Annotated in this window: 22 protein-coding genes; 19 read left to right on the top strand and 3 right to left on the bottom strand. The window is 60.8% G+C overall.

The genetic code is table 11. The annotated features are described in order from the left end of the window. From BN1800_RS35145 to BN1800_RS35095, 11 genes are all read left to right on the top strand, one after another. Window positions 1-634 (top strand): TCP-1/cpn60 chaperonin family protein (locus BN1800_RS35145; RefSeq protein ID WP_280173989.1); only part of this gene is annotated, 634 nt, incomplete at its 5' end. A 53-nt stretch (window positions 635-687) separates the two neighbouring features. Then, complete coding sequence (locus tag BN1800_RS35140) at window positions 688-924, top strand: hypothetical protein (protein WP_087004888.1); 237 nt, start codon at window positions 688-690, stop codon at window positions 922-924. A gap of 177 nt (window positions 925-1,101) precedes the next feature. Next, the gene (locus BN1800_RS35135; RefSeq protein ID WP_027513801.1) at window positions 1,102-1,389 is read left to right on the top strand and encodes a hypothetical protein; all 288 of its coding nucleotides are present in this window, start codon (window positions 1,102-1,104) and stop codon (window positions 1,387-1,389) included. A 159-nt stretch (window positions 1,390-1,548) separates the two neighbouring features. Next, on the top strand, window positions 1,549-2,574 hold the full coding sequence (locus BN1800_RS35130; RefSeq protein ID WP_087004885.1) for a LacI family DNA-binding transcriptional regulator: 1,026 nt from the start codon (window positions 1,549-1,551) through the stop codon (window positions 2,572-2,574). A 40-nt stretch (window positions 2,575-2,614) separates the two neighbouring features. Continuing rightward, window positions 2,615-3,853 carry an ABC transporter substrate-binding protein gene (locus BN1800_RS35125; RefSeq protein ID WP_087004883.1) on the top strand — a complete coding sequence of 413 codons (1,239 nt, stop codon included), beginning with the start codon at window positions 2,615-2,617 and terminating at the stop codon, window positions 3,851-3,853. A 77-nt stretch (window positions 3,854-3,930) separates the two neighbouring features. Then, window positions 3,931-4,845 (top strand): carbohydrate ABC transporter permease, encoded by a 915-nt coding sequence (locus BN1800_RS35120; RefSeq protein ID WP_027513798.1) that lies wholly within the window; start codon window positions 3,931-3,933, stop codon window positions 4,843-4,845. Further along, the gene (locus BN1800_RS35115) at window positions 4,842-5,705 is read left to right on the top strand and encodes a carbohydrate ABC transporter permease (RefSeq protein ID WP_027513797.1); all 864 of its coding nucleotides are present in this window, start codon (window positions 4,842-4,844) and stop codon (window positions 5,703-5,705) included. Before BN1800_RS35120 ends, BN1800_RS35115 begins: the two co-directional genes overlap by 4 nt. A 24-nt stretch (window positions 5,706-5,729) precedes the next feature. Beyond that, complete coding sequence (locus tag BN1800_RS35110) at window positions 5,730-7,658, top strand: glycoside hydrolase family 127 protein (RefSeq protein ID WP_087004894.1); 1,929 nt, start codon at window positions 5,730-5,732, stop codon at window positions 7,656-7,658. A 10-nt stretch (window positions 7,659-7,668) separates the two neighbouring features. Beyond that, the gene (locus tag BN1800_RS35105) at window positions 7,669-8,745 is read left to right on the top strand and encodes an ABC transporter ATP-binding protein (RefSeq protein ID WP_087004880.1); all 1,077 of its coding nucleotides are present in this window, start codon (window positions 7,669-7,671) and stop codon (window positions 8,743-8,745) included. Between the two features lie 243 nt (window positions 8,746-8,988). Then, complete coding sequence (locus tag BN1800_RS35100) at window positions 8,989-9,909, top strand: aldo/keto reductase (RefSeq protein WP_027510893.1); 921 nt, start codon at window positions 8,989-8,991, stop codon at window positions 9,907-9,909. Next, a complete protein-coding gene (locus tag BN1800_RS35095) occupies window positions 9,909-10,589 on the top strand; it encodes a DUF6064 family protein (protein ID WP_087004878.1) in 681 nt (226 codons plus the stop codon). The genes BN1800_RS35100 and BN1800_RS35095 overlap by 1 nt, the downstream gene beginning before the upstream one ends. A 353-nt stretch (window positions 10,590-10,942) precedes the next feature. Here BN1800_RS35095 and BN1800_RS35090 read toward each other — a convergent pair whose 3' ends face one another. The 3 genes from BN1800_RS35090 to BN1800_RS35080 form a co-directional block, all read right to left on the bottom strand. Then, window positions 10,943-11,737, bottom strand: coding sequence for an ABC transporter ATP-binding protein (locus BN1800_RS35090; RefSeq protein ID WP_027510895.1), 795 nt, complete (start codon window positions 11,735-11,737; stop codon window positions 10,943-10,945). A gap of 43 nt (window positions 11,738-11,780) precedes the next feature. Then, window positions 11,781-12,716: an ABC transporter substrate-binding protein gene (locus BN1800_RS35085; RefSeq protein WP_179213977.1), complete on the bottom strand. Its 936-nt coding sequence runs from the start codon at window positions 12,714-12,716 to the stop codon at window positions 11,781-11,783. A 97-nt stretch (window positions 12,717-12,813) separates the two neighbouring features. After that, window positions 12,814-13,596, bottom strand: coding sequence for an ABC transporter permease (locus tag BN1800_RS35080; RefSeq protein WP_210191309.1), 783 nt, complete (start codon window positions 13,594-13,596; stop codon window positions 12,814-12,816). Window positions 13,597-14,006: 410 nt separating this feature from the next. On the opposite strand from BN1800_RS35080, the gene BN1800_RS35075 reads away from it, so the two are divergent. From BN1800_RS35075 to BN1800_RS35035, 8 genes are all read left to right on the top strand, one after another. After that, window positions 14,007-15,050, top strand: coding sequence for an amidohydrolase family protein (locus BN1800_RS35075; protein ID WP_179213976.1), 1,044 nt, complete (start codon window positions 14,007-14,009; stop codon window positions 15,048-15,050). Window positions 15,051-15,205: 155 nt separating this feature from the next. Then, entirely contained in the window at window positions 15,206-15,781 is a 576-nt protein-coding gene (locus BN1800_RS35070) for a TetR/AcrR family transcriptional regulator (protein WP_244564770.1), read from the top strand. Window positions 15,782-15,844: 63 nt separating this feature from the next. Further along, window positions 15,845-16,045: a DUF2905 domain-containing protein gene (locus BN1800_RS35065; protein ID WP_027510900.1), complete on the top strand. Its 201-nt coding sequence runs from the start codon at window positions 15,845-15,847 to the stop codon at window positions 16,043-16,045. 499 nt (window positions 16,046-16,544) lie between these two features. After that, complete coding sequence (locus BN1800_RS35055; RefSeq protein ID WP_210191308.1) at window positions 16,545-17,849, top strand: ABC transporter substrate-binding protein; 1,305 nt, start codon at window positions 16,545-16,547, stop codon at window positions 17,847-17,849. Window positions 17,850-17,852: 3 nt separating this feature from the next. Next, complete coding sequence (locus BN1800_RS35050) at window positions 17,853-18,809, top strand: carbohydrate ABC transporter permease (RefSeq protein ID WP_087004863.1); 957 nt, start codon at window positions 17,853-17,855, stop codon at window positions 18,807-18,809. After that, on the top strand, window positions 18,802-19,692 hold the full coding sequence (locus tag BN1800_RS35045; protein ID WP_051336611.1) for a carbohydrate ABC transporter permease: 891 nt from the start codon (window positions 18,802-18,804) through the stop codon (window positions 19,690-19,692). Before BN1800_RS35050 ends, BN1800_RS35045 begins: the two co-directional genes overlap by 8 nt. 10 nt (window positions 19,693-19,702) lie before the next feature. Beyond that, window positions 19,703-20,632 (top strand): MurR/RpiR family transcriptional regulator, encoded by a 930-nt coding sequence (locus BN1800_RS35040; protein WP_087004862.1) that lies wholly within the window; start codon window positions 19,703-19,705, stop codon window positions 20,630-20,632. Next, window positions 20,629-22,784: FAD-dependent oxidoreductase (locus BN1800_RS35035; RefSeq protein ID WP_143534215.1), on the top strand; the 2,156-nt coding region annotated here is incomplete at its 3' end. The genes BN1800_RS35040 and BN1800_RS35035, both read left to right, overlap by 4 nt.

Raw genomic sequence — 22,784 nt, 5'->3', positions numbered from 1 at the left:
CGACGGCGCCGGCGCCAAGTCGGACATCGAAGGCCGCGTTGCCCAGATCAAGGCGCAGATCGAAGAAACCACCTCCGACTACGACCGCGAAAAGCTGCAGGAACGTCTTGCCAAGCTCGCCGGTGGTGTTGCCGTCATCCGCGTCGGCGGCTCGACGGAAGTCGAAGTGAAGGAAAGGAAGGACCGCGTCGACGATGCGCTGCATGCAACGCGTGCGGCAGTCGAAGAAGGTATCCTGCCGGGTGGCGGAGTGGCGCTGCTGCGCGCCGTCAAGGCGCTCGACAACGTCGCCGTGGCCAATTCGGATCAGCGTGTCGGCGTCGATATCGTCCGGCGCGCTATCGAATCCCCGGTGCGCCAGATCGCCGAGAATGCCGGCGCGGAAGGTTCGATCGTCGTCGGCAAGCTGCGCGAGAAGACCGAGCTTTCCTATGGTTGGAATGCCCAGACCAACGAATACGGCGATCTCTTCAAAATGGGTGTGATCGACCCGGCCAAGGTCGTGCGCACCGCGCTTCAGGATGCTGCCTCTATCGCCGGCCTGCTGGTGACGACGGAGGCCATGATCGCGGAAAAGCCGAAGAAGGAGGGCGCCGCCCCCGCGATGCCCCCCGGAGCCGGCATGGACTTCTAGGTTGACATTCGGCCCGCCTGGCGACCGGCGGGCCGCGCGGGATGGAGGTTAGGATGGTTCAGACGATCATCAACCGATCGGACGTGCCGCTTGATGCCCGCGACCTTGAGATGTGCCAATGCGTATTCGACGAGGTTCGGTCGGTAGCCAAAGTCGCCAAGGATTCCGAGGAAGCAGAGCGTATTGCTGCGATCACGATCGAACTTTATCGCCAGGGCGTTCGCAACCCGGACCATCTGAAGGTCATGGTGGGCGCGGCGCGCGGTCTTGTCGCGCCGCGCGAAGAGTAGAACCAATCAGATGGCCAGGAACTGGTGATGACCGTCTAGACACCAGGAGTGCGGCGACAATGGCCGGTGTGTTTCACAGATCGCCAATGATCCGGACTCCTCGCTTCTTTTTTAAGGCGGCTCGATGAATCTGTGCTAAGTCGCGGCAAAGAACACCAGATAGGACTTACCGGACCCATGATTGAACTTACGCCATCGCAGATCGCAGCACTGAAACTCGCCAGGGATGGAGATCTTTATCTTCAGCCGACGAAGAAGTGGACGCACCAAAACGCAACGGTGACTTACGCAAGAACCGACCGTTGGAAAGAACGACCGCAGAAGGTGAAATCCGTAACCAGCAAGACCCTGGAAGAATTGAAGGCGCCAGGCTTTCTGGAACGACGCCATCTCGATCATGATGCGTCAAAGGACGTCTACGGGATCACGATGGCCGGCAAGATGTGGCTGCTGAAGAACAAATAAGCCTGCCCAGATCAAGTCTTCGACCCCGATCAGCCTATCGCTCGGCATAGTCTCGCCTGAGACCGTCGTTTGCGCGCCTCGAAAGCTCAGCTGAGAAAACCTTTTCGCAGTTGACATCTTCGTTGCGAAAAGGTTTTCTCTCATCGAATTGATGGGAGAATGAGACTGAACGACACAGGGGGAAGACAGAGCCGGATAACGATCCATGATCTAGCGGCCGCAGCCGGCGTCAGCATCTCGACGGCGTCGAAGGCGTTGAACGATGCGGGCCGCGTGGGCGAGGAAACGCGCGAGCGGGTCAAGCGCATCGCGCTGGAAATCGGCTTCAGGCCGAACGCGCTAGCGCGTGGCCTCTTGAGCAAGCGCAGCTTCACTATCGGGCTCTTGACCAACGACACTTATGGCCGCTTCACGCTCCCGGTGATGGCAGGCATTTCGGAGGCGTTGGTCGACCACGGGGTTTCGGTTTTCCTGTGCGCGATCGAGGATGATCCGGCTCTTGGGCAGATTCACGTGGATGCGATGCTGGACAAGCAGGTCGATGGCATCATCGCATCGGGTAAGCGGCTCGACCGGCGGCTGCCGGTCGATCTATCAAGCCTTCCGGTCCCAGTGGTCTACGCCTTTACGGAAGGCACGCCGGGCAGCGTCAGCTTCCGCTCGGATGACGCACAGGGCGCAAGGCTTGCGATGGAGTGGCTGATCGAACTCGGGCGTTCCCGCATCGCCCATATTACCGGTCCTGAAAGCTTTTTTTCGGTTTGCGAGCGCGCCTCGGCCTACCGCGAGATCGCAGGTGACAGTGAGCCGGTCCTCTACGGCGCGTGGGCAGAGGCCTGGGGTCATGAGGCAGTCGGCCGCATATGGAGCCGCGCCGGAGAAAAACCCGATGGCATCTTCTGCGGCAACGACCAGATCGCCCGCGGTGTCGTCGATGCGCTTCGCGAGCGGGGCGTCAAAGTGCCGGAGGACGTCTCGGTCGTCGGATTCGACAATTGGGAGATCGTCGCCGCGCAGACGCGGCCGCCGCTGACGACGGTCGACATGGAATTGAAGGAACTCGGCCGTCAGGCAGGGTTGACCGTGCTTGCGCTCGCCGAGGGCAGGCCTGTCGAGCCCGGAGTGAGGAAATTGCCGTGCCGTTTGGTCGTGCGGCAGTCATGCGGGGGTGCCTGCAAGGTATGAGAAACGGCGCGAGGAGACGCGCCATATTGGGAGGAACGTCATGATCAAGCGTCTATTGGCAGCGACCAGCATCGCTACCCTATGCCTGGTATCGGGAGCATCGGCCGCCGAAAAAGTTGAAATGTGGGTCCGCTCGGGGATCGGCGACGCCTTCAAGAAGGTCGTTGAAGCCTATAATGCCAGCCACGAAAACCAGGTCAACGCAACCGAAGTGCCGTTTTCCGAACTGGTGCAGAAATATGCAACGGCGATCGCCGGCGGACAAGCGCCCGACGCCCTTTCGATGGACCTCATCTACAACCCCGCCTTTGCTGCGGCCGGCCAGTTGGAAGACCTGACGGACTGGGCAAAATCCCTGCCCTATTTCAACGCGCTGTCGCCGTCGCATGTTCGCCTCGGCACCTATCAGGACCGCGTTTACGGCCTACCGCTCTCAGTCGAGACCTCGGTCTTTGCCTGGAACAAGGACCTCTATAAGAAGGCCGGCCTAGACCCGGAAAAGGCGCCGGCGACCTGGGACGAGATTACCGCCAACGCAGAAAAGATCCGCGCGCTCGGTGACGACACCTATGGCTTCTATTTCTCAGGTGGCGGCTGCGGCGGCTGCATGATCTTCACCTTCACCCCGCTCGTCTGGGGTGGCGGCGCCGATATCCTCTCGGCCGACAGCAAGACGGCGACGCTCGATACGCCGCAAATGCGCAAGGCGGTCGATATCTATCGCAACATGGTCAAGAAGGACCTCGTGCCGGCAGGTGCGGCAAGCGACAACGGTACGAACTTCCTGACCTTTACGAACGGCAAGATCGGCCAGCAAAGCCTCGGCGCCTTTGCCATCGGCACGCTTGTGACCGAGCATCCGGACATCAACTTCGGCGTGACCCTCATTCCAAGTGTCGATGGAAAGCCCTCCTCCTTCGCAGGCGGCGATAATTTCGTCATCACCAAGGGCACGGAAAAGATCGATGCAGTGAAGGAATTCCTCGAATACATCTATTCGATGGACGGCCAAAAGGTCATGGCACAGTACGGCAGCCTGCCGACGCGCGGCGACATCGCCCAAAAGGTGCTGGAGGGGCTCGATCCGCGTATGCAAGTCGGACTTGAGGCGATCAGCGTTGCCAAGACGCCCTATACGCTGCAGTTCAACGATCTGATCAACAGCGCCAACGGCCCGTGGGCTACCTTCACCAATGCCGCGATTTTCGGCGACGATGTCGACGGCGCCTTTTCAAACGCCCAATCGGAAATGCAGTCGATCATAGACAGCGGCCAATAACGTCTCTCCCGGCCGTGGGCCGGGGAGCGGTGGCAGCTTCCCGGCCAATCTTAATGACAGATGCGGAGCGTTTTTCGATGATAGGTTCAGGCTTGCAGCGCCAATCGTCCGCGCCCAGGCGGCGAAGATCGCAATGGCGTGGCCTTGCCTATATCGCACCCGCCATGGCGCTCGTCATCGTCTTCTTCATCATGCCGGTTATCTTCACCGGATGGATGAGCCTTCATAATTGGCCGCTGATGGGGGCCTCGCGCTGGATCGGGTTCAACAACTATTTCCGCATGTATAACGACGGCCGCTTCATGACGGCGCTGAATTTCACGGCCTATTATACCGTGATCGTCACTGTCGCGATCTTCGTGGTCGCCTTTCCGCTGGCGGTCTTCGTCGAAAAGGAACGGCAGTTCGTCAGCGCCTACCGCACGATCATCTTTCTGCCAGTCGTCGTCGGCCTTGCAACCGCCTCCCTGCTTTGGGTGTGGCTTGCCAATGTCGACAGCGGGTTCATCGGTCCTGCCTTGAAAGGCCTCGGCCTCGTCGAGAAAAGCCCAAACCTGCTTGCGACCTTCGACACGGCGTTTCTGACCGTTGTCGTAATGGTCGTCTGGAAGATCGCGGGCTTTACCATGATCATCCTTTTGACAGGGCTTCAGGCTATTCCTGCAGAACTGACGGAGGCGGCCCGCATCGATGGCGCCGGCCGTTGGCAGCGGTTCGTGCATTTGACGCTGCCCTTGATGCGCAAGACGATCGCGCTGGCGCTGATCGTCTCCGTCACCGGTTCGGTCCTTGCCTTTGACCAGTTCTACATCATGACGGCCGGCGGACCGCAGAACAAGATGATCTCGGTCGTCTATTACATCTTCAATCAGTCCTTCGTGTCCTTCAACCTCGGCTATGGCGCAGCGCTGTCGATCGTGCTTCTCGCGATCCTGGTGGCGATCAGCATCATACAGCTCTGGCTGCTTCGTGTCGGGGAGGATCGCCCATGATCTCCGCGAAGGAACGCCGCGCGCGCAAGCGCCTCCGCTCGAAGTCGGCCTACCACCTGACGGGGATCGCCATCGCGATCTTCTTTCTGGCGCCATTCGCCGTCACGCTGCTTGCCTCGTTCCGGCACGGAACCGAAGCGAGCCTGCCGCCTCTGCCGCCATGGCCGACGACGGGTGTGAGCTTCGATTCCTACAGATTGCTGGATACGTTCGGCGCCGGCATCTGGCGGCACATGGTCAATTCGCTGCTCGTCTCGCTTGCCACCGTTGTCCTGACAGTCGTGGTCAGCCTGCTCGCGGGATACGGATTTTCGCGCTATCGGTTTCCGCTGAAGAACGTGCTCTTCGTGCTGATCATCATGACGCTGATGATCCCCTTCCAGTCGATCCTGACGCCGCTCTTCATCATCCTTGCAAAGCTCGGGCTCAACAATTCGCTGCTCGGGCTGACGCTCGTCTATGTGACCCTGCAGCTTCCCTTTTCCGTCTTCATGATGCGCAATGCTTTCGATGCCGTCCCGAAAGAGATCGAGGAGGCTGCGCGTATCGACGGCGCGCGCGATTTGAAGCTCCTTGTGCGCGTGCTGTTGCCGCTTGTCCTGCCCGGTGTCGCGACCGTCGCGATCTTTGCGTTCCTCAATGCCTGGAACGAGTTCCTTGCGGCCCTCGTGCTGCTTTCCAGTAATGAGAAATACACCCTGCCCGTCCTCATGACGGCGGTGCGCGCCGGCCGCCTCGGCGCGATCAACTGGGGCGCGGTGCAGGCCGGCGTCGTCGTCATGACGATCCCCTGCCTCATCGTCTTCCTGCTTCTGCAACGCTACTACATGCGCGGGCTCATGGCCGGCGCGGTGAAGTGATCTCAAGACAAAATGGATGAAGCCATGAACAAGCTGAAAAGAGACCGCCAGTTCCGCCCCCTTCCCGTTCCGAGCGTCGAATTGCACGGGCTCTTCGGCGATCGTCAGGACGCGATCTGCTCGTCCACGGCCGAGACGCTTCTCGACCGTTGCGTGGCGGCCGGCATGCTGCGCGCGATCGATACGAGCCAGCCAGGCCCCGGCGTCGTGATCCCGATCCAGCCCTGGGGCGGCACGACGCAGATGTTCTGGGACAGCGACCTTGGCAAATCAATCGAGACGGTCGCCTATTCGCTCTACCGGCGCCCCAATCCGCAGTTGGAAGCCCGCGTCGACGACATTATCGGCATGTATGAGAAACTGCAGGACAAGGATGGCTATCTCAACGCCTGGTTCCAGCGCGTCCAGCCAGGCCGTCGCTGGGCCAATCTGCGCGACCACCACGAGCTTTATTGCGCCGGCCATCTGATCGAAGGCGCGGTTGCCTATTATCAGGCGACGGGCAAGCGCAAGCTGCTCGATATCATGTGCCGGTATGCCGACTACGTGATCAAGGTCTTCGGCCACGGCGAAGGCCAGATACCGGGCTATTGCGGCCATGAAGAGATCGAGTTGGCGCTGGTCAGGCTCGCCCGCGTGACCGGCGAGAAGAAGTATCTGGATCTCGCCAAGTATTTCATCGACGAGCGCGGCGCCGAGCCGCATTTCTTTACCGAAGAGGCGATCCGCGACGGCCGCGATCCGGCAAATTTCATCCAGAGTACCTACGAATACAACCAGGCTCACGAGCCGGTGCGGCAGCAAAAGAAGGTGGTCGGCCATGCGGTGCGTGCCATGTATCTTTATTCCGGCATGGCAGACATCGCGACGGAATATAACGACGATACCCTGACCGCCGCACTCGAAACACTCTGGGACGACCTCACGACCAAGCAGATGTACATCACCGGCGGCATCGGCCCAGCCGCGTCCAATGAAGGGTTCACCGACTACTACGACCTGCCGAACGAGAGCGCCTACGCCGAAACCTGCGCCTCGGTCGGCCTGGTGTTCTGGGCCAGCCGCATGCTGGGCCGCGGTCCCGATCGCCGCTATGCCGACATCATGGAGCAGGCGCTTTACAATGGCGCAATGGCCGGCATTTCGCTCGACGGCAGGACGTTCTTCTATGAAAATCCGCTTGAGAGCGCCGGCAAGCACCATCGCTGGATCTGGCATCACTGCCCCTGCTGCCCGCCGAACATTGCGCGCCTGCTGTCCTCCATCGGATCTTATATGTATGCCGTTGCCGACGACGAGATTGCCGTCCATCTCTATGGAGAAAGCAGGGCGCGCTTTGAAATCGCGGGCTCGAAGATCACGCTCGCGCAGGAGACGCGCTATCCTTGGGATGGCGCCATCCATTTTAACATCGAGATGGAAAAACCGGCGCATTTCGCCGTGTCGCTCCGCATCCCCGAATGGGCCGACGGCGCCGCAATCAAGGTGAATGGCGAGGCGCTCGATCTTTCATCCGTGATGCTCGACGGCTATGCCCGCATCGAACGGGATTGGAAGAGCGGCGATCATGTCAATCTCGACATTCCCCTTGCGGCGCGCTCGCTCTTTGCCAATCCGCTGGTGCGCCAGGATGCCGGCCGCGCGGCTTTGATGCGCGGGCCGCTTGTCTATTGCGTCGAAGCGACTGACAACGGTTCCGGCTTGAACGGTATCCGGCTCAGCGCCGATGCGTCAAAAGCCACAACTGCCGAGATCGCCGAGCTTCGCGGCGCCGTCGCTTTGGATCTGCCGGTGACACGCGATGAAACCGATTGGGGCAACATGCTTTACAGGACGTCGCCGCCGCAGGCACGCGAAGCGACCGCGCGCTTTGTGCCCTACCCGTTCTGGGATAACCGGGCTCCGGGTGAGATGCTTGTCTGGGTCAGAGCAGGTGGCTCGAGCGGTGAGTAAAGTGAGTAAGTTGACAGACACTGGCGTCGTGCTGTCCGGCGTCCGAAAGAGCTTCGCCAGCTTCGATGTCATCCATGGCATTGACCTTGAAATCGCCGAGGGCTCCTTTGTCGTCTTCGTCGGCCCCTCCGGCTGCGGAAAGTCGACGCTGCTTCGCATGATCGCCGGCCTCGAAGAGGTCACGGACGGCGAGATCGAGATCAAGGGACGCAACGTCACCGATCTCGATCCGTCGGACCGGGGCATCGCCATGGTGTTTCAGTCCTACGCTCTTTATCCGCACATGAGCGTGCGCGAAAACCTCGCCTTCGGGCTGAAGATGGCGAAAACGGCGGCAGCCGAGATCGAGACACGCGTGAAGGCGGCGTCGGGGATTCTGAAGATCGAGCATCTGCTCGACCGCAGGCCCGGCCAGCTCTCAGGCGGCCAGCGCCAGCGCGTCGCGATCGGCCGGGCAATCGTGCGCAAGCCAGACGTCTTCCTGTTCGACGAACCACTGTCCAACCTGGATGCGGAGTTACGGGTCTCGATGCGCATCGAAATCGCCCGGCTGCATCGCGAGCTCGGCAACACGATGATCTATGTGACGCATGACCAGACTGAGGCGATGACGCTTGCCGACAAGATCGTCGTTCTGCGCGATGGACGCATCGAACAAGTGGGAACGCCGCGCGAAGTCTACGAGAATCCGGCCAATGTCTTCGTCGCGGGCTTCATCGGCTCACCGCGAATGAACCTTCTGGAAGCCGCATGGACCGGTGACGGCACGATCAGAATCGCCGGCACCGTCATCCCGGCACCGATTGCAGCCGGCAAGCTTTCAGCCGGCGACAGGCTGACGTTCGGCGTTCGCCCGGAGCATTTCGTTGTCGCTGAGGCTGGGGCGGAGACCCTAAAAGCCAAGGTCGATTTTTCCGAGTATTTGGGTGGAACCCAGTATCTATACTGTCAGCTCGAAGATGGCCAGACCGTCACCGCAGAACACAGGTCGCCGCTGGCAATCGAGGCCGGCGACACTGTCCATCTTGCAAGCGAGACGACCGAGCGCCGTTTCTTCGATGCAAATGGGCAGCGTCTGGCAGGTTAGAAATCGGTTGTCGATAGGACTGATCGGAATTTCCCCGCGTATGGCCGCGGATCGAACGGCTCGACAATCCAAGGATGGCTAGCCATTCTCATAGACGGATTCTCAAGCCGGGTCATATGATCGCAACCGACCCTTTGCAGATCCTCAGCGGCGTCCTAAAATCCCTACAAAGCCCGAGGTAATCGAGATCGGCCGTCGCCCCTCGTCGGACAGGCCTAATTGCCGTCGGAATCACGGAGACGTATGCACACGACACGTCGAATGCTGGTGCGGGCCTCCTTAGCTATGATGGCCGCGACGATTTTCCCGCCAGTCTTGGCACGCCCCCAGGACGGGCGGCCTGTCATGCGCCGCATCCCGTCGACCGGCGAGGCAGTTCCGGCCGTCGGGCTTGGGACGTGGATCACCTTCAATGTCGGCGACGATCGGGTGCTCATGGACGAATGCGCGGGCGTCATGGCAGCCTTCTTCGAGGCTGGCGGACGCATGATCGACTCTTCGCCCATGTACGGCTCATCGCAACCGGTCATCGGCCATGGCCTGCGGAAGCTCGGGCAGCCCGCGGCGCTGTTTTCGGCGGAGAAAGTCTGGACGTCGTCGGGCGCTGACGGCCCAAGGCAGATCGAGCAATCCCGCCTTTTCTGGGATGTACCGCGGTTCGACCTCATCCAGGTCCACAATCTCCTTGCCTGGGAGGCGCATCTGCAGACCCTGTTCGACATGAAGGCGGCCGGCGCGGTGCGCTATGTCGGGATCACGACCTCAGAAGGGCGCCGCCATGATCTTCTTGAACAGATCATGCGGCACGAACCCATCGATTTTGTACAGCTCTCCTACAACATCCTCGATCGCGAGGCGGAAGAGCGGATCCTGCCGTTGGCGGCAGAGCGCGGTATTGCCGTGATCATCAATCGGCCCTTCCGGCAAGGCGCGCTGACTCGCCGGCTCGAGGGCGAACCTATGCCCGAATGGGCGGCCGAACTCGGTGCATCGAGCTGGGCTCAGTTCCTCCTGAAGTTCATTCTCGCCCACCCGGCCGTCACCGTCGCGATCCCAGCAACCACCCGCGTCGACCACGTGCGCGAAAACGTCGCGGCGGCGATAGGCTCCTTGCCAGACGCCGCCACGCGCGCGCGCATGGTGGCCCACGTGCAGGATCTTTGATGCCGGAATGGTGGACCTACAGCCTTGAGGATTTTCTGCTCTTTTCGCCACGCGTCTACTGGCGGATGTTCGAGTTGCAGAATGCGGCCCTCTGGCCGCTACAGGCGCTCACGGTTGGCCTCGGCTTTGCGGCGATTGCGCTTGCCGTACGGCAGCCGTACGCCTCAGGGCGCTTCGTCGCGCTCGTTCTCGCGATCCTTTGGGCCTTCGTCGGATGGTCTTTCCTTTGGAACCGCTACACGACCATAAACTGGGCGGCCGCCTATGTCGCACCAGTCTTCGCCGTTGAGGCCGTGCTGCTCCTCGCCGTCGGCACGCTGCTCAATGGCCTCGTCTTCGACCGGCGTGGGCCCGCCGGCTGGATGGGATATGTGCTTCTTGCCTTCGCTCTTGCCGGGCAGCCGCTGCTTGCGCCGCTGCAAGGACGGGTTTGGGCCTCGTCGGAGTTTTTCGGCATTGCGCCCGATCCGACAGCGATCGGAACGTTAGGTTTTCTGCTTCTCGCCCGCGGCAAGACGTTATCGTTGCTCCTTCCGATCCCCCTTCTGTGGTGTTTTTTAAGCGGCATAACCCTTTGGAGTATGGGAGCTCCGGAGGCGTGGGCAGCTTTTGCGGCCGTGATGCTCGCGCTCGCAGCCTGCATCGGAATGATCATCGCTCAGCACGTGAGGCCAAGATGACGACTGCACTTTTCGTCTTTTTCTTCAAGGAAAGCCCTGCACCACGTGGTGGAGTTTGGCTTGGGTAATGAGGGAAGCTGACGTGCATCCGTCTTCCCGCTTGGACACTATCCGACGCTCGAAGCCCCGCATGCCTGCGGCAGGCGGCGTCTGCTGCGGCAAATAGGCCACCTTGCGGGCAGAAGCGCGGTCGCTCCAGTCCTCAAGTGTCCTGCTTTCAAAACGGATGGTTCCGGAACTCGGCGACTGCTAGCGGGTGTCGGTCAAGAGGAAAAGGAAATACGTCGACAGCTACAGCGGTGGCGCGAACATAGAATCCCATCCCGCAACAGCGTCTGGAGCCGATCTTTAATTCAATGGTCGTCCAGCGAGCCTTGCGCATAGAAATGCTTGCGTATCGTTCTTGTATAAGTGGCAAATGCGGGCGACGCCATGACATCCAGGCCTCTCGGTCGAGGAAGATCGATGTCGTAAACCTCCGAGATCGCACCGGGACGTTCGCTCATGACGACCACCCGATCTGAAAGGAAGACGGCTTCCGGAATACTGTGGGTGATCAGGAGGATGGTTTTTTTCGATTCAAGCCAAATGCGTTGAAGTTCGAGATTCATCTTTTCTCGGGTCATTGCGTCGAGCGCACCGAACGGCTCGTCCATAAGCAAGACCCTCGGATCGTGCAGGAGCGCCCTGCAGATAGAGGCACGCTGTTGCATGCCGCCGGACAGTTGCCACGGGTACTTGTTTTCGAACCCCTTCAGGCCGGCCATCTCGATCAAGGTCTCGGCCCGTCTGCGGGCCTCGACCATGTCCATATTCCGCATCTCCGCCTGCAGCAGAATGTTGTCGATGACGACGCGCCATGCGAGCAGTACCGCACTCTGAAAGACAATACCGACATCGATTTGAGGCCCGCTGATTTCCTTTCCCGCCAAACGGACCGCTCCGTCCGTCACCGGAGCCAAGCCCGCAACCAATCTCAGCAGCGTGCTCTTTCCGCAGCCCGATGGCCCCACAACCGAGACGAACTCCCCGTCACTGATCGACAGATTGATCGGACGCAGTGCTTCGAAGGCTCCGAAACGCTTTGTCACGTTGTCGAGTTCAATGAGCGGGATCCCCGGCCTAGACTGCGGCTCTTTGGCTTCCATTTCTTCCTCAAAAAGGTGGACCGGTTCCGTCATCGCCGATCCCTTACGGAAGGAAGGCATCGGTATAGTACTTCGAAACATCGTCATCCGAGGTTTTAAGCGTCCCGACCGCAATCATGGTCTTGATGGTTTCTTGGATTTGCGCAGACGTCACGCGCAGTGGCCGCAGGTCGGCCGAGCCCGGGCTCTTGAGCAGAGGAATCGCCGTGTTCAGACCAGACAGCAGACTCTCTGCCGATCCTGCATTCGGATAGCTGGCACGCACGGCGTCGACAGCCTCCTGGGGGTGCTGGACGGTGTATTCGAATGAGCGGGTCGCCGCCCGCATGACCTTTTTGATGAGCTCCGGGTTTTCTTCCACTGTTTCGAGGTTGACGATGAACGACGACCCGATGCTGTTCACTCCATGGTCGGCGAAGAGCATGTTGGTCACTGGCTTGCCGGTTACCGATTCGATCTGGCTGCCCTGATCGGTGGCGAAGCCAAGAAGTGCATCGGCCTGGCCCGTGATCACGGCGTTGACCTTGGTCTTCGCGTCGCCGCTGACGGTCTTGAAATCGGATGCCTGAAGTCCGTTCTTTTCCATGAAGAGCGGCCAGGACTGTGACGGAGAATCGCCCGGTGTCATCGCGATAGTCCGGCCCTGGATGTCAGAAGGCTTTTCAATCCCCTTTTCCTTCAGGCTGACGACGGCGAACGGACTCGTCTGCAATGCCGAGCCGACCGAAATCACCGGTGCGCCCTTGGCTACGAGCGCCATCATCGACGTCAGATCGGCAAAGCCGAACATCACGTTCTCAGCCGCAACGGCCTGCACGGTGGGGCCAGATCCACGGCCCTCCAGGATTTCAAGGTCGATACCCTCCTCCTTGAAGTAGCCCTTCTGCTTGCCCAGAATCAAAGGTGAATGAAGGCCGGTAACGTACCAGTTGAGCATCAGCGTCGCCTTTTCGAGGCTTTGCGCTGGCGCGCTTGTCACGCATACCGCCGAAATTGCGGCTGAAACCGCACAGGCTTTGATTATCTTGGGAATCTGCATCACTTTTCCTCCGTTAGTGATCCAAGTCATGAACGTCTCAGGTCGGTGCGAGCGCGTCGCCGCGATTGGAGATGTGCCATGGCAATACGAGCTTTTCGGCGAGATCGATCAGCACGAAAAGGAAAACACCCATCATCGAAAGAACGATGAGGGCGGAAAACATCAGCGGCAAATCGAAATTACCGTTCGCGCGCTGCAACACGTAACCAATGCCGGAATTTGATCCGACGAATTCGCCGACGACGGCACCCACCACCGCAAGCGTGATGGAGACTTTCATGGCGGAGAAGATTGCCGGCAGAGCGTTGGGCAGGCTGATTTTGTAGAACATCTTAAGGCGTGTGCTGCCCATCGACCTTGCAAGGTCGATCAGGTCCGCTTCAAGGGATTTAAAGCCCATCACCGTCGATACGACGATCGGAAAAAAGCCGAGCAAAAAGGCAACGATGATCTTGGGAAGAATACCAAACCCGAACCAGACCACGAACAAAGGCGCGATGGCAACCTTCGGAATGCTTTGGGAAAACACCAGCAGCGGGTAGAGGTAGCTCTCAATGGTCCGGGAATACGCTATCAGCATGGCAAGCGGGACCCCGATGACAACAGAGAGTACAAATCCGCCGACAGTCGCCTGAAGCGTTGGAAGCGTTTCCGCAGCAAGCATGGGCCACTGCGTGTAGAGCTGGTTTCCGACGGCGATTGGGGTCGGGATCAGGTATGCGGGAATGCCGAAGATCCGGATGGATAGGTCCCACACCAGAATCAGGGCAGCTACCAAAATGACCGGCCGAACCCACGGCGAATTGATTATTGCGTACATGATCTTAAGCCTCCCGCTTAATGACTCCATACGATGCGCTTTGCATCATCTGTCGCTCCTCCCCGCATAAACCAGAACTTGCCCGCTGTTTCTCCTCGCAGTCAGCGGGCCTTCCGATCCTTGCCTCAAAAGGATCGATCCTCCCGGAAACGAAAATGTTATTCACCAAGTAGGGAATTAACATCAGGTTCCCCGGTGGAGTCAATCCTCAGGTTGGCCGCGTCGACCTATGCCTCTTGCGTGTGTGGCGCAAAGCAGCCTTCAAGGGCATGGGTTCGAATTGACAATTCATCGTCTGGTGAATAATTTTCTTGGCGGGGAGCGTGGTTCGGTCGCCGCTCGATGGATGGCATTTGCCGATCACGATGTGCCTATCGGCTGGGCGTTTTCGGACCCGGAGAAATTCAAGAATGCGCAAACGCCAGATCAATCCGCACATATCGATCGACGCCTGGACGCACATTTTCCCGCCGAGCTATTTCAGACAAATCCAGAAGGTCGCAAGCGCCTCCGGGCCGTTGAAGCGGTGGCTCACGCTCAAATCGCTTTATGATCTCGACGAGCGGTTTCGCATCATGGATCAGTTTGAGAATTATGCACAGGTTCTCACGCCCTCGATGCCCGCTTTCGACGAAATCGCAGACGCGGAGGAAGCCGCGTCCCTTTCGACGTTGATGAATGACGGCTTGGCTGATCTCGTGCATCAATACCCAAGGCGATTTCCTTACTTCGTCGCCGGAATCAGCATGGGCAACGAGACTGTCGCCCACCAGGAAATCGACCGGGCTATCAGTCTCGGCGCAGTTGGCTTTCAATTGCCAAGCCACGTTCAAGGCATGGCATTGGACCATCCCAGATTCCAGGCCATCTGGGATGCTATTGCAGCGACCGGCCGCACTGTCTGGCTCCATCCAATTAGGGGACCTGTGCCCGACTATCCAACGGAAGCGAAGTCGAAGTTCGAAATTTGGTGGTGTTTTGGCTGGCCCTATGAATCGTCCGTGGCCATGGCTCGACTGGTGCTGTCAGGTCTGTTCGACCGTCATCCGCACTTGAGGGTCCTTACCCATCACATGGGTGGAATGATACCCTTTTTTGCGGGACGCATCGAGCAGGGCTGGGGTCTCGAAATGGGTTCGAGAACCCCGCCGTCTGATGCTGACCTGCTGCCGCGCCCGCTGAGAAAGCCCGTCGTGGAGTATTTCAAGAACTTCTATGGGGATACGTCACTCTCGGGCTCAGCGGGCGCCCTTCGGTGCGGCCTGGATTTCTTCGGAACCGATCAGGTCGCCTTCGCGACGGATTTTCCGTTCGATGCTGAAGGCGGTTCTTATCTCGTCAGAGAAACGCTAAGGTCGTTGGATGACTTGGTACTTCCGGATGATGACGTTTTAGCTATCGGCCAAAAGAACCTCGCGGGTCTCATCGTTCCTAACTTCACGCCACGGCTGTGAGTTGCTAGGTGTCAATGCAAATGGCCGTTCAGATCGATGCTCATGGGAAAACAATGGAAAGTGCACGGGAAACCAGAAGGGTTTCAGACGAGGCGTCGAGCGAGGCAATAGCGCGTTCCCGGGACGCGGACAGGTCGAGAAAACTGCTGTTGGACGTGGCCCGCGCGGAATTCGCGGAATTTGGCCTCGGCGGCGCCCGTATCGCCCGAATCGCGGAGCGGGCAAACGTCGACAAGAAGCTCATCTTTTATTACTTCCGCAACAAGGAGAACCTTTATACCGAGGTTCTTCTTGAAGCGTACGCCAAGATTCGCGCTGCCGAATCGAACCTCCACCTGACGGAGATGGACCCGCGGGACTCGATCCGCAAGCTGACCGAATTCACCTGGAAGTACTACATCGACAATCCGGAATTCGTAACATTACTGAACAGCGAGAACCTGCACAAGGCACGGCATATTTCAGCGCTGCCCAACATCAAGGACCTGAACTCGCCATTGGTGGCCATGCTCGCCGAGGTCTTGAAGCGTGGCGTGGAGAGCGGCGAGTTCCGCAAGGATATCGACCCGGTCCAACTTTACATATCAATAGCGGCGCTCTCGTATTTTTATCTCTCTAACAACCACACGCTTTCCGCAATCTTCGGCAGAGATCTCTTATCGCCAGCCGCCTTGGAAGAAAGACTGGACCATATCCAGGGGCTCGTCCTTGGTTATGTGACCGCTACGTGAGATTATGGCTGATACCGAAATCGGTCATTATTTAATCGACTGACGTCTAATGGCAGGTGTGCCGTGTCCAGAGTCCTCATCATCATCGGGCTTGCTTTCGTGGTGATCGGTATTCTATGGCCGTGGCTTGCGCGTCTCGGCCTAGGTAGACTGCCGGGCGACATCCTCATCGAGCGCGGGAATTTCTCCATTTATATCCCAATTACCACCGGCCTGCTTTTCAGCATCGTGCTGTCGGTGATGTTCTGGCTCTTCAGTCGTTGAAAACGTCACGCATATTGCTGGACGGCGTAGGAAACATCGTTGAAGGCGCGGCGCGCAGCATCGACAGGACATCAAGCAAGGGCAAGCAGAGCTTTGCCTGCGGAGGCCAGCGGCATCACTTCGAAACCACTCTTTTAATGGGAAAGAATCTTTCCCGGGATAGACGACGATGCGCCGCGCGGGATCTAGATCCTCGCAAGCGAGATAGAACCCTTCCTCGGGTTTTGGCGCCAGGCTGCGTGTGATTTCGATGGCCCAAGGCTGGCCGCCTAGCGGCGTGAGGAGGTCTGCGTCGGATTCAAGATCAAGATAGATCGACGAGCGATGGTTGGCTATGGCGAGCGCAAGAGTCGTCTTTCCGACTTGGCTCTTATGATGGCGCCGCTGTGAAAAAGATTTGCATCTTCTATTGTTATTTTATGAGTAATCGATAATCTTTTTCGTCACAACAACGAAGCGAGGGAGGCGGATCGTGGATGGCGGGTGCAAGGCTCGACTGATGCAGGTCCAATCTCGGATTGACCGGCGCGAGCTTCTGGCGGGAGTCGGGGCAGTTGCGGCTGCCGCCGTACTTCCTGGTCGCGGCGCAAAAGCCGAAGGCAGCGTCTTGCAGGTCTGGGGAGGCGTGCCGGCGGCCTCGGGACCGGCGGAAGTAATCCAGGGGTTCGAGCGGGAGAACCCGGGCTCGACGATCAATTACACCCGCTTCGTCAACGACGACTGGGGCAACCTCAAGCTCGACACCGCGCTGCAGGGTGGCGTCGAGATCGACGTCTACTTTTCCTATCCGCTCGCATCGCTTGCCCTTCGCACCGATTCCGGTCTCGCCGCCGATCTCACCGGCCGCGTGGCCGCCGATCCGCAGCTTACGCCATTCCTGGACCAGCAACAGCCCCGCGCCTACTGGTCGGATGGCCGGATCCTGGCACTCGCGACGGCGCGCGAGCCGAATTTCGTCCTCGTCAATGAGCGGCGGCGGCAAGAGGCTCGTGCTGAATTGCCGGGAGCCTGGACCATCGACGATTTCCGCGCCTTCGCGCGGCGCCTCGCCACGCCTGGTTCGCCTGGGGCTTACGCCGCACCGGACACCGCCAGGATCGCGCTCGGCCCCAACTATTGGTACACGGCCGACGGCCGGTCGAACTTCGCCGATCCGCGCTTCCTCGAATGGCTGAGGCTCGGGCAGGACATGATCCGGGAGGGCGGCGCCTATCCCTGGACCGAGGTGCTCGCCCGCAGGTTGGAGGTCTACCAGCAGAACGGGTTCCTCACCGGCGAGTTCGCCGTCTGGCCAACCGCACCGTTCAACCTGCGCTATCTCAAGGATCTGAAGAACTATCCTCATGACTTTGTCGTGAGCTGCGCACCCGTACCAAGAGTTCCGGGTGGCGGCGACTGGAACACCGGGACCTTCAACAACTTCATCATGATCAACCCGAATTCGCCGCGGCAGGAGCTCGCCTGGCAGTTCGTCAAATACTGGGTGACGAAGGGCGGCGGGCCGATGATGAAGGGCGGCAAGATCCCGGCGCTCGACCAGCTCGACAGCGACGCGATCCTCGCCGGGCTCCTCGGCAGCGAGCCCGAGCGCTTCTTCGACGTCTCCTCGTTCCGCCGGGTGCTCCTCGACGAGGGCATCAAGCTCAGCGGCGACACGAACCTCACCGCCTATCCAGAGATCCACCTCGCCTGTACCCAGCAGCGGAACCTCTGCTGGATCGACGAGAAGTCGCCCGAAGATGCCGTCCGGGCGATCGACGCGCGCGCCGAAGCCGCGATCGAGCGCTATCGGGGGAGGAGCTGAGCCATGGTTTCGACCCATGTGAGCGACAGGCTCACCGCTATTGCTGCGCCCGAGGCGGAAGGCCGACTCCGCCGGAGCCGATTGCAGCCCAGCGGCTGGACCGGGCTCGCGTTCCTCGCGCCAAACCTCATCGGCGTCATCGCCTTCACCGTCATCCCGCTCGTCTCAGTGGTGGTTCTCGCCTTCACCGACTGGAACCTCGTTTCAGGCGTCGAGGGAATCCGGTTCATAGGGCTCGAAAACTTCGTCAATCTCGCGCGCGACCCGGGCTTCTGGAACGCGCTGATCCTGACCTTCGTCTATGCCGGAGTGAGCGTGCCGCTGACTGTTGCATTCGGGCTCGCGCTTGCTCTTGCGCTCAACCGCGACCTTCCAGGCCGTTCCGCGCTCCGCGCGGTCTTCTTCCTCCCCTACATCGTCAACGTTGTGGCGATCGGGATGACCTGGCTCATGCTGATGAATCCGAGGGCTGGGCTGGTGAACCAAGCGCTCACCGTCTTGGGTCTGGAACAGCTTCCCGCCTGGTTCGCCTCATCCTACTGGGCGCTCCCGGCCCTCATCCTGATGGCGGTCTGGAGCAGCGTCGGCTATGCGGCACTCATCTTCCTTTCGGCGCTCCAGGATGCGCCGACCCATCTCTACGAAGCGGCAGAGATGGACGGAGCCGGGGCGTGGGCGAAGTTCCGCGTCATCACCTGGCCGGCGCTCATGCCGACGACCGTGTTCCTCCTTGTCACACTCTTCATCGGCGCGTCACAGGGCTTTGGCCTGATCGCGCTCATCACCCAAGGCGGACCGGGCGACTCCACGACCACGCTCTCCTATTACATGTACCAGAACGGCTTCCAATTTTACCGCTTCGGCTATGCCTCGGCGATCGGGCTTGCAACCTTCGCCGGCGTGCTCGTGCTGACGCTCATCACGTGGCGGGCGCAGAAAGGACAGGCGCTCTATGAGTGAGGTCACGCATTCTACGCCAGCGCGGTCCCGGCCGGGCGTCTTGCGCAGTGCGCGCGAGCGCCGCCGACTTCTGAACCGATGGCTCTGGGGGATCGGGCTTTGGGCGCTGGCGCTTCTCTTCCTCGCCCCCTTCGCCTGGATGATCTCGACCTCGCTCAAGCAGAGCGTCGACGCCTACCGCGTTCCGATGGAGTGGATTCCCGATCCGGTCCAGTGGCGGAACTACGTGGAGGTGCTGACGGGCGAGCACTCGGTCGTCCCGGCCTTCCTCAACTCGCTTTTCGTCGCAGCGCTCCGGGTCACGGGCGAACTCGTCACGGCCTCCATGGCGGGCTACGCCTTCGCAATGATCCGCTTCCGCGCACGTGAGTTCATCTTTCTCCTCTATCTCGCAACCGCGACCATTCCCGCCCAGCTCCTCCTGGTACCAAGGTTCATCTATTTCCAGAAGCTGGGGCTCTACGACACACTCTGGTCCCTGATCCTGCCCGGCATGTTCACGGTCTTCGGCACGTTCCTCATGCGACAGTTCTTCGTGAGCCAGCCGCGCGACTTCGCCGAGGCGGCGCGGATCGACGGAGCGAGCGAGTGGCAAATCTTCAGGCGGATCTACCTGCCGATGGCGGCACCTGTCCTCAGTGCGCTGGGCATCCTCGCTTTCGTCTGGTCCTGGAACGACTATGAGGCGCCGCTGGTCCTCATCTCCAATCCGGACGTCTATACGCTACCCTTGAGCCTCACCAACTTCACCGACGAGCAGGGCCAGATCGATCCCGGGCTCTCCATGGCCGCCTCCGTCGTTTCGATCCTTCCGATCCTCATCGTCTTCATCTTCCTGCAACGCCGCTTCGTCGCCGCGATGACGCATAGCGGCCTGAAATAAGTGAACCCCCATGGACCACCCATCAACCGCCGCAAACCGTGCCGGAAAGGCCAATCCGCTCCAGCAGATCGTCGATGCAATGCCAGAGTGCCGGGGCGCGGCGCGGCGCGTCGCCGAGATCATCCTCGCCTCGCCGGAAAAGGTCGCGGGCTCCTCGATCACCTGGCTCGCCGAAGCCGCAAAGACGTCGCCCGCGACGGTCACACGCCTTGCCGAACAGCTCGGCTTCGACGGTTATCCGGCACTCCGGACGGCCATCGCCATGGAGCATGGGCGCGCCGCGCAATCCTCCTGGGAGAGCGATATCGGCTCGGCAATCCAGCCCAACGACAGGCCTGACCAAGTACTGCGCGTGCTTGCCGGCACGGCGGCGAACGCTCTCAGGAACGCGCTCGCCGAGATCGATCTCGAAGCGATCACCAAGGTCGCCGAGGCGATCGCGGTGGCGCACCGGGTGCACATCTACGGCGAGTGGGGCGACGCCATCCCCGCGCAGGAGCTCGCGATCCGGCTCCTCAGGATCGGCATTCCCGTCTGGTTCCACGACGGCAACCAGGCCTCGCGCATCGGCGCCGGGCTGCTGGCCCCGGGCGACGTCGCGCTTGCCGTGTCGCGAGCTGGGCAAGAGCCGACCGGGATCGACTTCCTGCGCCTTTCGGGCGAGCGGGGCGCACTCACCGTTGCAATCACCGGCGAGCCACAGTCGAAGATCGCCAAGACCGCGGCGATCGCGCTCTATACCGGCACTCGCAATGGTGAGAACTGGACCGAGTTCTTCGCCGGGCGGGCGAGCGACACGCTAGCGGCCGGCCTGCTCTTCGTGCTGGTCGCGCAGCGTGTGCCGAAGCACATGACCGCCTTCAATCCCTATGGGCCGGGGCATCCGGTCGGAGGCGAGCCTTCGGCCAGCGGCAGCACCGACGGCGAGGAACGGCGATGAAGACACGATCGGTCAAGAGCAACGTCACGGTGATCGGTGGCGGGCTCGCGGGCGTCTGCGCCGCGATCGGCGCGGCGCGGCAAGGCGTCGAAGTCGCCCTCGTCCAGAATCGGCCGGTACTCGGCGGCAATTCTTCGAGCGAAGTGCGGGTCTGGGTATGCGGAGCAACAGCACACGGCAGCCAGCATTTCGCCCGCGAGACCGGGATCATGGGCGAGCTCTTCCTCGAAAACCAGTTCCGCAATCCCGACGGCAATCCCTACTACTGGGATCTCGTCGTGCTGGAGGCGGTCCGCGCGGAGCCGAACATCAAGCTCTTCCTCAACACGGACGTGCGTGAGGTCGAGGTCGCGGGGCCGGACGAGGCGAGGACAATCCGCTCCGCCACCGGCTGGCAGATGGGCTCGGAGACGGTGATCACCTTTACCGGCGACCAATTCATCGATTGCAGCGGCGACGGCCTCGTTGGCGCGCTCGCCGGCGCCCGCTTCCGCATGGGGCGGGAGGCACGGTCGGAATTTCAGGAATCCTGGGCGCCCGAAGTGCCCGATGACAACACGCTCGGGAGCACGATCCTCTTCTATTCCAAGGACGCCGGCCACCCGACCAAGTTCGTGCCGCCCTCCTTCGCCCGCGACATCGTCGCGGCCGGGATCCCCGAGCACCGGGTGATCCGCGCCGACATGAACGGCTGCGCCTTTTGGTGGATCGAATGGGGAGGCGAGCTCGACGTCGTCCACGACAACGAAAGGATCCGCGACGAACTCCAGGCCGTTGTCTACGGAATCTGGGACTACATCAAGAATTCCGGCCGCTTCGACGCGGAGAATCTGACGCTCGAATGGATCGGCTCGGTTCCGGGCAAGCGTGAATATCGCCGCTTCGTAGGTGATTACACGCTGACCCAGCACGACGTGCTCGGCCAGGTTCTCTTCGAGGACAGGATCGGATTCGGCGGCTGGTCGATCGACCTCCACCCGCCGGGCGGGGTCTACACGACCGAGCGCGGATCGCGGCACTGGCATCCGAACGGCAACTACCATATTCCGCTCCGCTGCCTCTATTCGATCAACGTCGGCAATCTCTGGATGGCGGGGCGCAACATCAGCGCGAGCCACGTCGCCTTCGGCTCGACGCGCGTCATGGCAACCTGTGCCATCGAGGGCGAGGCGGCGGGGGTCGCCGCTGCGATCGGGGCCCGCACAGGGCTCATGCCGCGCGATCTCGGCCATGCCGCCTTCCCACGGGTCAGGAACGCGCTCATCCGGGCGGACGCCTCGCTTCTCGGCACGGAGAACACCGATCCGGACGATCTCGCGCGGGTGGCTGCGGTCACGGCCTCCTCAACGCTCCGCCGGATCGCCGTCGAGGAGCCGGCAGGCCGCTGCCGGCTCGACGCCGCACTTGGCATGATCGTTCCGATCAGGCCGAGTCTCGCAGCGATCGAGGTGCTGGTCGACGCAGCAGAGGCGACAGCACTCGTGGTCGAGGTCCACGACCCTGATCTGCCGCAGAACTATCTGCCGCTCAAGCTGGTCGACCGTCGGACGGTCATGATCGAAGCGGGCGAGCGACAATGGGTCACCTTGGCCATCGACTGGCGGCCGGCAGGACCGCAGAACGCCTTCCTCGTCTTCGGCGCGAACCAGGCTCTTACGCTCCATACGGCGGAGCGGGCCGTCACGGGCGTAATCTATTTCCGCCACCGTGCGCCGGAGCCCCACGAGGCATTCGCCGAGCAGTTCCGGAAATGGAAGCAGGTGCTTCACCGGCAAGGCCTCTGCTTCCGCCTTCCAGAGTTGACTGATATCTACGAGGCTGGCCAAGTGATCGGCGGCTATGCGCGGCCTTATGGCGGGCCGAACATGTGGCTTTCCGAGCCGCTTTCCAGCGACCCCACGCCCTGGCTCAGGCTCGACTGGGCCGAGCCGCAGCGGGTGGGCGAGATCTCCCTTATCTTCGACGATGACCTCGAGGAGGACCTTATCAACCTGCATCACCACAGTACGCCCTTCGATGTGCTGCCGAGCCTCGTCCGCAATTATCGGGTCGAGATCCTCTCGGGTGGAGGCTGGCGGACGGTGGCAGAAGTGACGGGGAACCGGCGGCGGCATCGGACGCATCGGCTCGACGAGCCGACAAACGCGTCGGC

Origin of the sequence: Rhizobium sullae (genome assembly GCF_900169785.1) — a bacterium.
Taxonomy (GTDB): domain Bacteria; phylum Pseudomonadota; class Alphaproteobacteria; order Rhizobiales; family Rhizobiaceae; genus Rhizobium; species Rhizobium sullae.
Note: the sequence above shows the minus strand (reverse complement) of the source record. Positions and strands in the feature narration are given on the sequence as shown.

Bases quoted from the DNA above. Each gene is read 5' to 3' on its own strand.
- BN1800_RS35140 (WP_087004888.1), top strand. From the start codon at position 688: ATGGTTCAGACGATCATCAACCGATCGGACGTGCCGCTTGATGCCCGC.
- BN1800_RS35135 (WP_027513801.1), top strand. From the start codon at position 1,102: ATGATTGAACTTACGCCATCGCAGATCGCAGCACTGAAACTCGCCAGG.
- BN1800_RS35130 (WP_087004885.1), top strand. From the start codon at position 1,549: ATGAGACTGAACGACACAGGGGGAAGACAGAGCCGGATAACGATCCAT.
- BN1800_RS35125 (WP_087004883.1), top strand. From the start codon at position 2,615: ATGATCAAGCGTCTATTGGCAGCGACCAGCATCGCTACCCTATGCCTG.
- BN1800_RS35120 (WP_027513798.1), top strand. From the start codon at position 3,931: ATGATAGGTTCAGGCTTGCAGCGCCAATCGTCCGCGCCCAGGCGGCGA.
- BN1800_RS35115 (WP_027513797.1), top strand. From the start codon at position 4,842: ATGATCTCCGCGAAGGAACGCCGCGCGCGCAAGCGCCTCCGCTCGAAG.
- BN1800_RS35110 (WP_087004894.1), top strand. From the start codon at position 5,730: ATGAACAAGCTGAAAAGAGACCGCCAGTTCCGCCCCCTTCCCGTTCCG.
- BN1800_RS35100 (WP_027510893.1), top strand. From the start codon at position 8,989: ATGCACACGACACGTCGAATGCTGGTGCGGGCCTCCTTAGCTATGATG.
- BN1800_RS35095 (WP_087004878.1), top strand. From the start codon at position 9,909: ATGCCGGAATGGTGGACCTACAGCCTTGAGGATTTTCTGCTCTTTTCG.
- BN1800_RS35090 (WP_027510895.1), bottom strand. From the start codon at position 11,737: ATGGAAGCCAAAGAGCCGCAGTCTAGGCCGGGGATCCCGCTCATTGAA.
- BN1800_RS35080 (WP_210191309.1), bottom strand. From the start codon at position 13,596: ATGTACGCAATAATCAATTCGCCGTGGGTTCGGCCGGTCATTTTGGTA.
- BN1800_RS35075 (WP_179213976.1), top strand. From the start codon at position 14,007: ATGCGCAAACGCCAGATCAATCCGCACATATCGATCGACGCCTGGACG.
- BN1800_RS35055 (WP_210191308.1), top strand. From the start codon at position 16,545: ATGCAGGTCCAATCTCGGATTGACCGGCGCGAGCTTCTGGCGGGAGTC.
- BN1800_RS35050 (WP_087004863.1), top strand. From the start codon at position 17,853: ATGGTTTCGACCCATGTGAGCGACAGGCTCACCGCTATTGCTGCGCCC.
- BN1800_RS35045 (WP_051336611.1), top strand. From the start codon at position 18,802: ATGAGTGAGGTCACGCATTCTACGCCAGCGCGGTCCCGGCCGGGCGTC.
- BN1800_RS35040 (WP_087004862.1), top strand. From the start codon at position 19,703: ATGGACCACCCATCAACCGCCGCAAACCGTGCCGGAAAGGCCAATCCG.